Here is a 13825-nt window from a genome sequence, read left to right on the forward strand (position 1 = left end):
CACTCATCACTCATCATTTATCAAGAATATCTATGAAGGACAAAAAAAGAGCTATGGGACGCGGTTTGGGCGCTATTTTAAGTGCCGAATCCAAAGCAACGATCAACTCTGCTACCGATGAAGGGGCAGACAAGTTTGTAGGGAATATTGTAGAAGTAGCCCTTGAAGATATCTACCCGAATCCAACCCAGCCGAGAACTTATTTTGACGAAAAAGCATTAAACGAACTTGCCCAGTCTATTAAAAACTTAGGCGTAATTCAACCGGTTACCTTAAGAAAAGACGGCGAAAAATTCGAGATCATATCCGGGGAAAGACGTTACCGTGCAAGTAAAATTGCCGGGCTTCCGACGATTCCTGCCTATATCCGTCTGGTAAACGATCAGGAACTTCTGGAAATGGCCCTTGTGGAAAATATCCAGAGAGAAGATCTGGACGCTATAGAGATCGCTTTGACTTATCAGAGGCTTTTGGACGAGATAGGACTTACACAGGAAAACCTGAGCCAGAGAGTAGGAAAGGACAGAAGTACCATTACCAACTCTATCAGGCTTCTGAGACTGAATCCTGATATTCAGAACGCTATCAGAAGTGGTGAGATTTCTGCCGGACACGGAAGAGCAATCATCAGCCTTGAAAGCGAAGAACATCAGCAGGTTTTATTTGACCTGATCATTAAGGAAAAATTAAATGTCCGTCAGGCCGAACAAGCTGCAACAGCATTGAAAAATCCTAAATCACCCGCAGCGAAAAAGGCCAATATTGAGCTTTCCAACAACTATAAAAAAGCTCAGAAAACCATCGCTGATATTTTAGATGTAAAAGTGGAGATCAAAACCACCGGAAACGGTAAAAAAGGTAAAATTGTCCTGGACTTCAAAAATGAAGAAGAACTGGAGTATATTTTATCCCATATTAAATAATGAAGAAAATATTTTTCACATTTTTTCTGTGCATTACAGCACTGGCCTATGCACAGGTCGCCCCCATAGATACAGTCCGGATGCAGGAACGTCCGAAAGACAGTATCGTATCGGTGAAACCTGTTAAGCCTTCAAAAACAGAAGCTAAAATAATAGCAGACCTGGAACAGGCTAACGGCCCGACCAAAAAAACGATAAAACTCAATCCTACAAGAGCAGGGCTTTATTCCGCTGTACTTCCGGGATTAGGACAATATTACAATAAGAAGTACTGGAAAATTCCTGTCGTTTGGGGAGCAGTAGGGGCCGGAGTAGGAATTGCAATATGGAACGATAATCAGTATAAAAAATACAGAGAATATTATATTGCAAAACTCAACGGAACCCCGAACGAATTCGTAGACAGTAACCCCGGATTAGATAAAAGAGCATTGGCTAATGCCCAGGACAGATCCAAAAGACAGAGAGATTATGCCATTGCAATTACCGGCCTGATCTATATTCTGAATATCATGGATGCTGTAGTAGATGCACACCTTTACGAAAGCCGTCATGATCCCGATCTTACGTTCAATCCTACAGTTATTCAGGATCAGTATGGGTTTTCACCACCAAAAACAGGATTGACTTTAAGTTACAGATTTTAAAAACCAGATTTTAATAGAGCCTGTTCAGATTGAAAAGTCTCACCAGGCATACAAATAAAGAATTTCACATGAGAATAGCATTAGTTGGATACGGTAAAATGGGTAAGATTATCGATGAGATCGCTCAGAAAAGAGGTCATGAAGTAGTAGCCCGTCTGAAAGAAACTCCAACCGCTGAAAACCTGAATAATCCGGACGTGGTTATTGAATTTTCACTGCCGGAAGCAGCATACGATAACATCAAAGCCTGTCTTGAAAATAAAATTCCGGTCATCTGCGGAACAACCGGATGGCTGGAGAAGAAAAGCGAAATTGAACAATTAGCGGTAGATAACGATACAGCATTTTTATACGGATCCAATTTTAGTTTAGGAGTGAATTTATTTTTTGCTTTGAACGAAAAACTGGCTGCTCTGATGAAAAATGTGGATGAATATTCATGTCAGCTGGAAGAAATTCATCACATCCATAAAAAAGATGCTCCAAGCGGAACCGCAATCTCCATTGCTGAAGGAATTATTCAAAATAATCCGAAATTTGATGCATGGAAACTTGAAGAAACCCAAGGGAAGGAACTGGGGATTTTTGCCGTTCGTGAAGATGAAGTTCCCGGTACTCACAGCGTGTTTTACAGAAGTGAAGTAGACGAGATTGAAATAAAACATACCGCGTTCAACAGAAATGGTTTTGCATTGGGTGCTGTAGTCGCTGCAGAATGGATCAAAGACAAAAAAGGAAACTTTGCCATGAAAGACGTTTTGGGGCTTTAATTTGTAACAAATTCTTTAAATTGCAGACCAATAACAGAAGTGATGAATAATGAATTGCAAATAGCGGGAAAGCTGTTCTCATTTATTATTCATCATTAATTATATATTATCAGAATAGGCACAAAAAAATTATGAATTATTTTCTGACTTATACAGTATATGTTCTCATTTTATCCGTATTAATGGGGATTTCCACTTGGAAACTGTTCAAAAAATTGGGGTATAGCCCTTTATTTGCATTTATCCCTTTCTATAATTATTTCATTATCTTAAAAGAAACTAAGCATCCGAAATGGTGGGCCATTTTATCCTATCTTCCGATAGTAGGGCCTATTATGATGTCGGTTTTCCACATTTATTTAATGAAGAAATTTGGAAAGAGCCTTTTCCAGCACCAGCTTCTTACCGTGATTCTGCCGTTTATTTATATGGCAACGGTGAACTATTCCAAAGATGTTGAAATAGAAGATGAAAATGAGCTGTTCCTTACTGAGGAAGAGAAAAACGCTAAAAAGAAAGATACATTCCTTGGATCTATTACTTTTGCAGTAGTTTTCGCAACCATTATCCACGTTTTTGTAACACAGCCGTTCGGAATTCCTACCGGATCCATGGAAAGAACCCTTTTAGTAGGAGATTTCCTTTTCGTCAACAAATGGAGTTATGGATACAGAATGCCGATGCGTCCTGTTGCTATCCCTTTCCTTCAGGGAACCATTATGGATACAGGGCAGCCAAATAACCCGAAAGATGATCCGAAATCTTATGTAGATGCGGTAAAGCTTCCTTATACAAGAATTTTACAGTTCAGCAAGCCTCAGAAAAATGATGTGGTAGTATTCAACTACCCGCAGGATTCTGTACATACAGCGATCGACAGAAAAGATCCCTACGTTAAAAGATGTGTAGCTACAGCAGGAGATACCTTTGAAATGAGAGCCGGAAGACTTTTTGTTAACGGGAAGCCGGAAACCATTCTTGGAGATCAGGAAGTACAGCACGGTTACCTGGTAACTACAGGAAGCCAGCTTGATATTCCTGCACTATATAACACCTACGGCTTTCTTCCTGTACAGGAGCAGCAGACGCAAACAGGATTTGTATATGGTTTCCAGGGGCTGACAGATAAGACGGCCAAAGAAATCAAAGAACTTCCGCAGGTGATTGATATGAAGGAGAATGTAATGCCAAAAGGAGAAGCATCCATTGCCTACAAAAACGAAGAAAGAACAAAAATAGATACTACCCAGTCTATTTTCCCTGTCAATAAACCTTGGAACCAGGATTGGTACGGACCAGTGAGAATTCCTAAAAAAGGAGATGTGGTAACTATCAATAAAGAAACCCTTCCAATGTACCGATGGATTATTTCAGAATATGAGCACAACAGTGTATCCGTTAACGGAGACCAGATTTTGATCAATGGTAAACCGGAGGCCAGCTATACCATCAAACAGGATTATTATATGATGGTAGGGGATAACAGAGATGCTTCATTGGATGCCAGGTTCTTCGGTTTCGTTCCGGAAGAGAATATCGTAGGAAAACCAATGTTTACATGGATGAGCGTTCAGGGTGCTTTCAAAGACAGTGGTTCTTCTTATCAGGCTCCGTTCAAGATCCGTTGGGAAAGAATGTTTAAAGCAACCAATACCGGAGAAGCCAACAAAACTTCGTACTGGTGGATTGCAGCCATGATTCTGATCTTATTCTTCGGATGGGAGTATTTTATGAAACTGTTCAAAAAGAAAAAAACAGAAGACGAATTATAATTAAATTAAACCCAAAATAGAATGAAGTATTTGAAAAAATGCTTCATTTTTGCATTATGAATATGACGAATGTATTATTGCCGGTATTTTATATGCCTCCGATCTCATGGTTCTCAGTGTTTTTAAACCCTGAAAACGAAATTATATTTGAACAGTTTGAAAACTTTCCTAAACAGACCTATAGAAACAGAGCCAATATCTACGGGGCAAATGGAAAACTTTCATTAATTATCCCAATCAACCACAACGGGAAAAGAGAATTCAAAGATATGGAGATCTCTTACAGGGAAGAATGGAGAAATCTTCATTGGAAATCAATCAAAACGGCTTATCAGAGTTCGCCTTACTTCGAATATTATGAAGATAAATTCAGAAAGATCTTTGATATGAAAGAAAAATTCCTTCTTGACTTTAACCTTAAAGGCCTGGAAGTAATCCAACAGATACTGAAAACAGAAAAGGCACACTCTTTGAATAAAGAATATATCAAAAATCCGGAAGAGATAAATTTCAGAGACAAATTCTCAGCAAAACGTCCTTCAGAATTCGGAATGGAAGAATATTATCAGACCTTTTCCGAGAAATACGGGTTTTTAGAAGATCTTTCGGTTCTGGACCTTGTCTGCAACAAAGGCCCGGAATCATTGATGTATATTAAAAATATCAAATAATTTACAGGTTGTCGTAAGAGAGAAAGCGACTGTCTGTGACCTCAATAAAATAAATATCAACATATGAAAAAGGTATTATTAGCGGCTGTTTTTTTAGCAGGATTCAGTTATTCTTATGCACAGGAAGCCAAAGCGGCAAACATAGATCCCAATGAAGATAAAGATCTGATGACCTGGTATCATAAAGATTTTTCTTCTACAAAAGTATACGGGGTAAATACTGAAAATGCATACAAATATTTAGAATCGAAAGGTCTGAAGCCTAAAACAGTTATTGTAGGAGTTTTGGACAGCGGAGTTCAGGTAGATCATCCGGGATTGGTAAAAAATATCTGGACAAACCCTAACGAAGTTCCGGGAAACGGAAAAGATGATGACGGAAACGGCTATATTGATGATGTTCACGGATGGAATTTCATCGGTGGAAAAAATGGAGACATTGGTATTGACAATATGGAGGTAACAAGAGTGGTTGCCAAATATAAGCCGGTTTTCGAAGGAAGCGATTCCGCTAAAAATAAAGCCAATCAGGCGAAAATGCCGGAAGAATTTGCTCTGTACATGAAATCCAAAGAGCTTTTCAATAAAAACAGCATTGAGGCCAGACAAAGCTTCCAGACGTATACCATGATCAATGATCTTATTCCTAATATGGTCAGATTATTAGGCGGTAAATCGGTAACGGCAGAAACGATCAATGCTATTAAGCCGACTGATCAGAAAGATGCCATTGCACTTCAGGTTTTAGGCCAGGTTTCTCAAAGCCCTGATTTCAACGGGAAAACTTCAGCAGAATTTGAAAAGCTGATGAAAGAACAGATGAAAGAAGCGCTTGATGAGTATACTCCAAAAGCTCAGCAATACGATTTAAGCTATGATCCGAGAAAAGAGATTGTAGGGGATAATTATGATGATTATACGGAGAAAAATTACGGAAACAATCATTATGAAGGACTGGATGCAGAACACGGAACACACGTTGCTGGTATTATTGCTGGACTTCCGCAAGGAAAAGTCGTTCAGTATGGAATAGCTTCAAAAGTAGCGAAAATCATGACTGTAAGAACCGTTCCCAATGGTGATGAAAGAGATAAAGATGTTGCCAACGCCATCAGATATGCTGTGGATAACGGTGCTAAAATTTTGAACATGAGTTTCGGAAAGCCTGTGTCTCCAGGGAAAAACGTAGTCTGGGATGCTTTCAAATATGCTGAAGATAAAGGCGTTCTTTTAGTAAAAGCAGCCGGAAATGAAAACGAAGATGTAGCAGAACACTTGGCTTACCCTACCAACTTTAAAAATGTAACAGATGAAAAACCATTTGTTAACAATGTGATGGTAGTAGGAGCAAGTACCAATAAAAATGATGCTCTGAGAGCAAGCTTCTCCAATTACAACAAAAAAATGGTAAACGTCTTTGCTCCGGGTGAAGAAATATATTCTACTGTTCCTAAGAATGATTACAAATACCTTCAGGGAACTTCTATGGCATCCCCGGTAGCAGCAGGGGCAGCAGCTGTATTATTAGCTTATATGCCCGATCTTAAACCTTACCAGATCATAGAGGCACTGGTAAAAAGCAGTAACCATAGCGCGGGCCAGTTTTCTGAGTATTCTCAGGCAGCTGGTGTAATTGATGTGAAGAAAGCTGCAGAATATGCATATACCAACTTCTATAACGGAAAAAAATCAACCAGCAGCAAGCCTGCGAAATCCGTAAAAAAGGGTGTTAAAAAATAGTATATCTGCCTGTATATAAGGTTAAAGCATAAAAAGTCCGAAATTTTCGGACTTTTTTATTTTTATTTTTCAATTTTGGCACGGTTTTTTGTAACTTTATAATAACAAAATAATAAACAACAAAATGAAAAAGTTACTACTTGCAGGGATGTTGGGAACATCACTTTTTGCAGTGTCTTGTTCCTCAGTGAAAAAAGCAGAAACATCACAAAACCAAAGATCTGAATACCTTAAGTTAAAAGGTGACTGGCAGATTGTAAGCGTAGATTATGAAAAGGGATACAAGATCAAGCCTTTTGATGAAGGAGCAGATGCTCAGTGTTTTGTAGGCAGTCATTGGAGACTGATCCCGAATAATTACAGCGGTGCTTATACTTTAAACGGAGGAGGTGCATGCCCGGCAGTGACACAACCTATCAAATTTGAAGTTAAAAACGGTGATACTTTCATGTTCAAAAAAATCGCTGCAGGAACAAAAGCTAAGCAAAATACTGCAGGATATTCTTTAACAATTACCAATCAGGCTGCAGATCAGTTCTCTTTAGTACAGGATGTTCCTTTTGACGGAAATACCGTAAAAGTTGTTTACAACTTCCAGAGAACAGGAATAAAATAATTTATAAACATAAAAGATTAAAAAAATGAAATTTACTAAAACATATATAGGAGCACTTTTCTTATCATCAGCATTGTTATTAACAAGCTGTGAAGCCGTTCAGAATTCTAATCACCAACAAAGAGGTACTGCGGTAGGAGCTGCATCAGGAGCTGTAATTGGAGGTATCCTTGGAAATAATGTAGGGAAAGGTAAAAATGGTGCTTTAGGAGCCGTATTAGGAGGTATTATCGGTGGTGTTGCAGGTAACGTAATCGGTAACAAAATGGATAAGCAGGCTAAAGATATTAAGGAAACTTTACCGGGAGCTGAAGTAGAAAGAGTAGGAGATGGTATTAAAGTAACCATGAACGAAAGTATTGTAAACTTTGCTTTCGATTCTTCAAATCTTACTTCTGTTGCTCAAACCAACCTTGATAAATTAGCAAAAGTTCTTGTTGATAACCCGGATACCAATATTAATATCTACGGACATACAGACAGTAAAGGATCTGATTCTTACAACCTTGCCCTTTCTCAGAGAAGAGCAGATGCTGTAAAAGCATACTTATCAGGGAAAGGAATTGCATCAAGCAGAATGTTTACTAAAGGAGAAGGAGAGGCAATGCCGGTGGCAAGCAATGATACAGATGAAGGAAGAGCTAAAAACAGAAGAGTTGAGTTTGCTATTACAGCCAATGAAAAAATGATTAATGATGCCAAACAAGGGCAATAATTAATTTAATATATAAATATTTTCGTAAGAAACCGCTTCGGCGGTTTTTTTTGTATTTTTATGCTATGAATTTTGAATTTATTATTTTTGCATCTGAAATAGCATAAATGAAGAAATACCTTAAACTGCTCCGGGTGGAGCAATGGGTGAAAAACCTGTTTGTTTTTGTCCCTCTGTTCTTTTCAGGAAACATTACCAATGTAGATCTGCTTAGCAAAAGTATCTTTGCATTCATCATTTTTTCGTTAGCAGCGAGTGTGGTATATATTCTGAACGATTATAATGATATTGAAGCAGATCGTAAACATCCTGAAAAAAGAAGAAGACCTCTTGCAAGCGGTGTTATTTCAAAATCAAAAGCATTGGGAATTCTTGCGGTACTTATTATCATCGATATTGCTTTGGTAGTTGCAGCCCAGCTTTACTTTCATGAATCTTTGTGGAAATTCAGTGCTATTATTGCATCTTATTTTGTGATGAATCTGGCCTATACTTTTAAACTGAAGCATGTTCCGATCATTGACATTTTTATTATAGCGCTGGGTTTTGTATTCAGGGTATTAGCAGGCGGTTATATTACAGGAATCAATATTTCGCAGTGGGCTATTCTGCTGACTTTTGTACTGGCACTGGTGCTGGCCATCGGAAAAAGAAGAGGAGAACTTATCAATGCACAGGTTTCGGGGAAAACAAGACGGGCGCTGGATGGGTATAACGTACAGTTTGCTGATATTGCGCTTTCCATTTCTGTAACATTGGCTATCGTATGCTATCTGATGTTTACATTATCACCTGAGGTCCAGGGAAGATTCCATCAAAGGGTTTTCTATACCGTGATATTTGTTGTTTTTGCATTTCTGAGGTATCTGCAGCAGACTTTAGTATATAACAGAACGGAATCTCCTACAAAAATTGTTTACCGGGACCGCTATATACAAGTTACCTTAGTGCTTTGGGTAGCCGCATTTCTAATTCAAATCTACTTTAAAAAATGAAGCCGAATTTCACACAGAAAGTTACAAACTGGGGCAATTTCCCGGTGGTAGAAAAAGAAATGAGATCTGAAGACAGTTTCAGAAAAATCAAGGACTTTGTATTGAATCATAATGAAGTGATTGCAAGAGGGAATGGAAGGTGCTACGGAGATGCTTCATTGGGAGAAAACATATTTTCAACCAAAAAACTCAATAAATTTATTAGTTTTGACCGTCTCAATGGAGTCATAGAATGTGAGTCCGGCGTGCTGCTTTCGGATGTGCTTGAGATTGCTGTTCCACAGGGATATTTTTTATATGTAACTCCGGGAACTAAATTTGTGTCGGTAGGCGGGGCAATTGCCTCTGATGTTCACGGTAAAAACCACCATGCTGAAGGCTGCTTCTCCGAATATGTTGTTGAATTTAAACTCATGACGGAAAGCGGAGGGATCATTACCTGTTCCAGAGAAGAAAATCCGGATAAATTCTGGGCTACAATCGGAGGGATGGGGCTTACCGGGATTATTCTTACCGCAAAATTCAAACTTAAAAATATAGAATCAGCCTATATACGACAGGAAAGTATTAAAGCAGAAAATCTGGATGAGATCTTCCGGCTTTTTGATGAAAGTGAAAACTGGACGTATACAGTAGCCTGGATAGACTGCCTTCAGAAAGGAAAAAATTTAGGAAGAAGTATTCTGATGAGAGGGGAACATGCCTTTCAGCATGAGCTTCCTCAAAATCTGGCAAAACAACCGTTAAGGCTGAAAGGAAAATTGCAGCCTACCGTTCCGTTTTATTTCCCCGGATTTGTTCTGAATGCCCTTACCGTAAAGATTTTTAATCTTTTGTATTATAAGAAACAGACGAAAAAAGAAGTCAAAAACTTTATCGATTACGAAACGTTCTTCTATCCGTTGGATGCCATCAATGACTGGAACAAGATCTATGGAAAATCCGGCTTTATCCAATATCAGATGGTCATTCCAAAAGAAGCCGGTAAAGAAGGAATGAAAAAGATCCTTGAAACCATAGCTGCAAGCGGAAACGGCTCTTTTCTGGCGGTTTTAAAACTGTTCGGAAAGAATAATCCTGAGGCTTATAATTCGTTTCCTTTTGAGGGCTATACGCTGGCTCTTGATTTTAAGGTGAATTCAAAACTGAAAAAACTGGTAGAAAAACTGGATGACATCGTTCAGGAGTTCGGAGGAAGGATTTATCTGACCAAAGACAGCATGAGCCGTTCGTCATTGACGAATTACCTTAAAAATATTCAAAGTCCTAAATTTGTGTCTTTGCAGCACAAAAGAATCATAAACAACAATTCATAAATGATAGTTCTGGGAAGTACGTCTGAAGTAGCACAGGCGTTTGTGGAAAAGGCTCTCCAGGAAGGAGAAAAATTTGAAAAGATCTATCTTTTCACTTCAAGTAAAGAAACTACGGAACGATTTGCGAGACATATCGACGTAAAATTTCTTCAGCAGTCTGAAGTTGTAGAACTTGACCTGATGAAAGAGATTGATTATAATAAATTTGATTATATCAATTCAAATGTATTATTTTGTGCCGTAGGATATTTGGGTGAAGGAACGGAAGAAGGTCTTTATGATAACAGGAATACAGAACGGATTATTGATATCAATTATGCCAGGCTGGTTCCGGTGATGAACTATTTTGCCCATAAATTTGAGAGCAGGAGATCGGGAACCATTATCGGGCTTTCATCTGTAGCCGGAGAGCGTGGAAGACAAAGCAACTTTATTTACGGAAGTGCAAAAGCCGCTTTTACAGCTTATTTAAGCGGACTTAGAAACTATCTTTTTGATAAAAAAGTACATGTTTTGACCATAAAACCCGGGTTTATGGCGACCAAAATGACGGAAGGGCTGCCACTGAATCCTAAACTGACTGCAACTCCTAAACAGGCCGCTGCATGCATTTATAAAGCATTCAAAAAACAGAAGAATGTAGCGTATGTTTTGCCGATTTGGAGTATTATTATGATGATTATCAGGAATATTCCTGAGTTTATATTCAAAAAATTAAAGCTTTAGTGTTATTTTGAAAGATAAAATCATTTATAAATCCAGTTCTTTTTCAATTAATCTTGTCGTTTTTTTTATAGGATTTATTTTCTTCAGTTTAATGATAGGTCTTACTTATCGGTCTTTAGAACAAAATCAGGATGGAGATTCGAAAATTGCGGTTTATATTATTGATTCTATATTTTTACTATTTGCATCAGGCTCATTGTTTTATTTTCTGAAGACTCAGATCATTAAGGTAACCCCAAATTACTTGATTGTTTCCTACCAGTTTTTGCCTTTTTCAAGAAAGATTTCACATGAGGATATCAGGGGATTTAAACAGATCCCAAGACCTGTAAAGTATTCGAAAGGATTTGAGAAGCAGACAACGGTTTATACTATTTTTGAAACATTCATTATTCTGAAAAATGATAAAAAAATCAGAACCTATGCTTTAAACGATTTTGAATTCAGGGAAGTGAGAAAATTAATAGAAAAAATAAAACGGAAAGAAGGGACGTTTGAAGTTAAAACATTAACCACTTCCGAATTTGTTTTTCAAAATTTATCTGTGATTTTATTCTTAATAATTTGCTTATTTTTGATTGCTGGATTATCAAATGCTTTAATTAATAAATAATTTGTAAAGTTTACCCTAAGTCATAGATTTATGAAAAAATTGTATTGTTTTGATTTTGACGGAACCTTAACGTATAAAGATACCATGTTTATGTATCTTAAATTCTACGATTCTACCAAATTCCGCATACAGTTTTTAAGACATGTCCCGCTTTTTATTCTGTTGAAACTGAAACTGGCAGAAACTGAAAAAGTAAAGAAAAGTTTTATTGGCTCTATTCTTAAAGGACAGACCAAAGAAAAGATTGAAATGAAGTCTAAACAGTTTTTTGAACAGCATTATCCTAAAATTGTAAGGGAAAATGCCTTGGACTTTATTCAAAATATCGATAGGAATAATACACAAAGTTTATTGGTAACTGCTTCGCTGGACATCTGGGTGAAACCGTTCGCTGAAGAACTCAAAATGCAGCTCGTTTCTACACGTGCAGAGTTTAAAAATGGGGTTTTTACAGGAAATTTTATCGGCAAAAACTGCAACGGAAATGAAAAACTGGTGAGAATAAAAGCCGAAATAAACGATTCTAAATACGATAAAATAATCGCTTTTGGAGACACTTCCGGTGACCGTCAGATGCTTAAATGGGCAAATGAGGGTCATTACCAATTTTTTCATTAATTTTGGAAGGTAAAAATGTAAAAATGAAAAGACTGCTTGTTGTATGTACCGCAATCCTTATGAGCTGTGCAGGAACACCGTCTCAAAAGCCTTCAGATATGCAGAAAAACGCAGAATTGCTTGTTTCCGAGTCTCAGGGTGGTGCAGACCGGCCGGGATTTACGGTGATTAAAAACGAACAAGAGTACCAGAAAGCCACTAAGGCAAGCTCTGGTCTTATTGTTGCGGAATTGGGGAAAGAACCATCCGCAAACTATCCTGCATTTCCGAAAAATAAGAAAGTGATCTTGTACAATCTGGGAAGTTTCAGATCTGGAAGCCATACGGTAACAACAATTAAAAGTGTTTCTGTAAAAGATAATATCCTGTATGTAGAGGTTCCTTATCAGGAATCCGGAGGAATGGAAATTCAGATGCTTTCCAATCCTTGGTTTATCTTTGCTGTGCCTTCAGACTATCAGTTTACTTCCGTAGAATTAAAATACTCAAAATAAAAATGAATAAAATATACCTGGATAATGCTGCTACGACTCCTCTTTCAGAAGAAGTAATCGATGCAATGGTGGGTACCATGAAAATGAATTTCGGAAATCCGTCTTCTACTCACAGTTTCGGACAGGAAGCCAAAATTTTGATCGAAAACGTGAGAAGACAGGTGGCAGACTATCTTCATGTAACGCCTGCAGAGATCATCTTTACCTCTTGCGGAACAGAATCGAACAACATGATCATCAAATCAAGTGTAGAACACCTTGGTGTACAACGAATCATCAGTTCTCCTCTGGAACATAAATGTGTTTCTGAGAGTATTCTGGATATGAAAAGCAGAAAAGGAGTAGAGGTAAACTATATCCGTCCTAATGAAAAAGGTGATATTGATCTTAATAAGTTAGAAGAATTATTAAAAGCATCCGACAAAAAAACGCTGGTGAGCTTGATGCATGCCAATAATGAGATCGGAAATATTGCTGATATTAAAAAGATTGCACAGCTGTGTAAAGAAAATAATGCCTTGTTCCACTCAGATACGGTGCAGACCATGGCTCATATGAATCTTGATTTTTCTGATATCATGGTGGATTTTGCTTCATGCAGTGCCCATAAATTCCATGGTCCGAAAGGAATAGGTTTTGCCTTTATCAGAAAATCATCGGGACTGAAGGGGATTATTACCGGAGGACCTCAGGAAAGAAGTTTAAGAGCCGGAACTGAAAATGTATGCGGTATTGTAGGACTTGGAAAAGCACTGGAGCTTTCTCTTAACCATATGGCGGAATATACTGCCCACATGCAGGAAATCAAGGATTATGCAAAAGAAAGTCTTTCTGCTGCTATTCCGGGGATTAAATTCAACGGAAGAAGTGCTGAAAAGGAGAACAGTCTTTATACGGTTTTAAGCGCATTATTGCCTTATAAAAATCCTTTGATTGGTCTTCAGCTGGATATGAAAGGAATTGCGATCTCCCAGGGGAGTGCGTGTTCTTCCGGAGCATCTAAGCCTTCTATGGTGATGATGATGGTGCTTTCTGAGGATGAAATGGACGGTTGTACGCCGCTTCGTATCTCTTTCAGCCATATGACGACCAAAGAAGAAATTGACGCGCTTGTTGAGGCGTTAAAAGAGATTTCAAAAGATTACGCTATAGAAAAAACAAATGTTGAGCATAGATAGTCTTATTGCTTAAAAAGCGTAATTTTGAATA

At 38.0% G+C, this 13825-nt stretch carries 14 protein-coding genes; all 14 read left to right on the plus strand.

What is annotated here, in order from left to right; translation table 11 throughout:
- Window positions 1-32: 32 nt before the first annotated feature.
- The 14 genes from FW768_RS21085 (at window position 33) to FW768_RS21150 (ending at window position 13794) form a co-directional block, all read left to right on the plus strand.
- On the plus strand, window positions 33-923 hold the full coding sequence (locus FW768_RS21085; protein WP_153398832.1) for a ParB/RepB/Spo0J family partition protein: 891 nt from the start codon (window positions 33-35) through the stop codon (window positions 921-923).
- A complete protein-coding gene (locus FW768_RS21090) occupies window positions 923-1570 on the plus strand; it encodes a DUF5683 domain-containing protein (RefSeq protein ID WP_153398834.1) in 648 nt (215 codons plus the stop codon). Before FW768_RS21085 ends, FW768_RS21090 begins: the two co-directional genes overlap by 1 nt.
- A 68-nt stretch (window positions 1571-1638) precedes the next feature.
- Window positions 1639-2340 (plus strand): 4-hydroxy-tetrahydrodipicolinate reductase, encoded by a 702-nt coding sequence (dapB, locus tag FW768_RS21095; RefSeq protein ID WP_153398836.1) that lies wholly within the window; start codon window positions 1639-1641, stop codon window positions 2338-2340.
- A 131-nt stretch (window positions 2341-2471) separates the two neighbouring features.
- Window positions 2472-4112, plus strand: coding sequence for a signal peptidase I (lepB, locus tag FW768_RS21100; RefSeq protein ID WP_153398838.1), 1641 nt, complete (start codon window positions 2472-2474; stop codon window positions 4110-4112).
- A 56-nt stretch (window positions 4113-4168) separates the two neighbouring features.
- Window positions 4169-4783: a WbqC family protein gene (locus FW768_RS21105; RefSeq protein WP_185152051.1), complete on the plus strand. Its 615-nt coding sequence runs from the start codon at window positions 4169-4171 to the stop codon at window positions 4781-4783.
- 63 nt (window positions 4784-4846) lie between these two features.
- Window positions 4847-6523, plus strand: a complete 1677-nt coding sequence (locus FW768_RS21110) for a S8 family serine peptidase (protein ID WP_153398840.1) — start codon at window positions 4847-4849, stop codon at window positions 6521-6523.
- 124 nt (window positions 6524-6647) lie between these two features.
- The gene (locus FW768_RS21115; RefSeq protein WP_153398842.1) at window positions 6648-7139 is read left to right on the plus strand and encodes a lipocalin family protein; all 492 of its coding nucleotides are present in this window, start codon (window positions 6648-6650) and stop codon (window positions 7137-7139) included.
- A 25-nt stretch (window positions 7140-7164) separates the two neighbouring features.
- On the plus strand, window positions 7165-7854 hold the full coding sequence (locus FW768_RS21120; protein WP_153398844.1) for an OmpA family protein: 690 nt from the start codon (window positions 7165-7167) through the stop codon (window positions 7852-7854).
- Window positions 7855-7961: 107 nt separating this feature from the next.
- The gene (locus FW768_RS21125; RefSeq protein WP_153398846.1) at window positions 7962-8849 is read left to right on the plus strand and encodes a decaprenyl-phosphate phosphoribosyltransferase; all 888 of its coding nucleotides are present in this window, start codon (window positions 7962-7964) and stop codon (window positions 8847-8849) included.
- Complete coding sequence (locus FW768_RS21130) at window positions 8846-10165, plus strand: FAD-binding oxidoreductase (RefSeq protein WP_153398848.1); 1320 nt, start codon at window positions 8846-8848, stop codon at window positions 10163-10165. The genes FW768_RS21125 and FW768_RS21130 overlap by 4 nt, the downstream gene beginning before the upstream one ends.
- Window positions 10166-10891 (plus strand): SDR family NAD(P)-dependent oxidoreductase, encoded by a 726-nt coding sequence (locus FW768_RS21135; RefSeq protein ID WP_153398851.1) that lies wholly within the window; start codon window positions 10166-10168, stop codon window positions 10889-10891.
- A gap of 643 nt (window positions 10892-11534) precedes the next feature.
- A complete protein-coding gene (locus tag FW768_RS21140; RefSeq protein WP_153398854.1) occupies window positions 11535-12122 on the plus strand; it encodes an HAD family hydrolase in 588 nt (195 codons plus the stop codon).
- A gap of 23 nt (window positions 12123-12145) precedes the next feature.
- On the plus strand, window positions 12146-12616 hold the full coding sequence (locus FW768_RS21145; RefSeq protein WP_153398857.1) for a hypothetical protein: 471 nt from the start codon (window positions 12146-12148) through the stop codon (window positions 12614-12616).
- Between the two features lie 2 nt (window positions 12617-12618).
- Complete coding sequence (locus FW768_RS21150) at window positions 12619-13794, plus strand: cysteine desulfurase family protein (RefSeq protein ID WP_153398860.1); 1176 nt, start codon at window positions 12619-12621, stop codon at window positions 13792-13794.
- The last annotated feature ends 31 nt before the right edge of the window (window positions 13795-13825 follow it).

Source organism: Chryseobacterium vaccae, from assembly GCF_009602705.1.
Lineage (GTDB): Bacteria > Bacteroidota > Bacteroidia > Flavobacteriales > Weeksellaceae > Chryseobacterium > Chryseobacterium vaccae.

Excerpts from the sequence above, each read along its gene's own strand:
- FW768_RS21110 (WP_153398840.1), top strand. The coding sequence starts at position 4,847 with ATGAAAAAGGTATTATTAGCGGCTGTTTTTTTAGCAGGATTCAGTTAT.
- FW768_RS21145 (WP_153398857.1), top strand. The coding sequence starts at position 12,146 with ATGAAAAGACTGCTTGTTGTATGTACCGCAATCCTTATGAGCTGTGCA.
- FW768_RS21125 (WP_153398846.1), top strand. The coding sequence starts at position 7,962 with ATGAAGAAATACCTTAAACTGCTCCGGGTGGAGCAATGGGTGAAAAAC.
- FW768_RS21085 (WP_153398832.1), top strand. The coding sequence starts at position 33 with ATGAAGGACAAAAAAAGAGCTATGGGACGCGGTTTGGGCGCTATTTTA.
- FW768_RS21120 (WP_153398844.1), top strand. The coding sequence starts at position 7,165 with ATGAAATTTACTAAAACATATATAGGAGCACTTTTCTTATCATCAGCA.
- dapB (WP_153398836.1), top strand. The coding sequence starts at position 1,639 with ATGAGAATAGCATTAGTTGGATACGGTAAAATGGGTAAGATTATCGAT.
- lepB (WP_153398838.1), top strand. The coding sequence starts at position 2,472 with ATGAATTATTTTCTGACTTATACAGTATATGTTCTCATTTTATCCGTA.
- FW768_RS21140 (WP_153398854.1), top strand. The coding sequence starts at position 11,535 with ATGAAAAAATTGTATTGTTTTGATTTTGACGGAACCTTAACGTATAAA.
- FW768_RS21115 (WP_153398842.1), top strand. The coding sequence starts at position 6,648 with ATGAAAAAGTTACTACTTGCAGGGATGTTGGGAACATCACTTTTTGCA.
- FW768_RS21105 (WP_185152051.1), top strand. The coding sequence starts at position 4,169 with ATGAATATGACGAATGTATTATTGCCGGTATTTTATATGCCTCCGATC.
- FW768_RS21135 (WP_153398851.1), top strand. The coding sequence starts at position 10,166 with ATGATAGTTCTGGGAAGTACGTCTGAAGTAGCACAGGCGTTTGTGGAA.
- FW768_RS21090 (WP_153398834.1), top strand. The coding sequence starts at position 923 with ATGAAGAAAATATTTTTCACATTTTTTCTGTGCATTACAGCACTGGCC.
- FW768_RS21150 (WP_153398860.1), top strand. The coding sequence starts at position 12,619 with ATGAATAAAATATACCTGGATAATGCTGCTACGACTCCTCTTTCAGAA.
- FW768_RS21130 (WP_153398848.1), top strand. The coding sequence starts at position 8,846 with ATGAAGCCGAATTTCACACAGAAAGTTACAAACTGGGGCAATTTCCCG.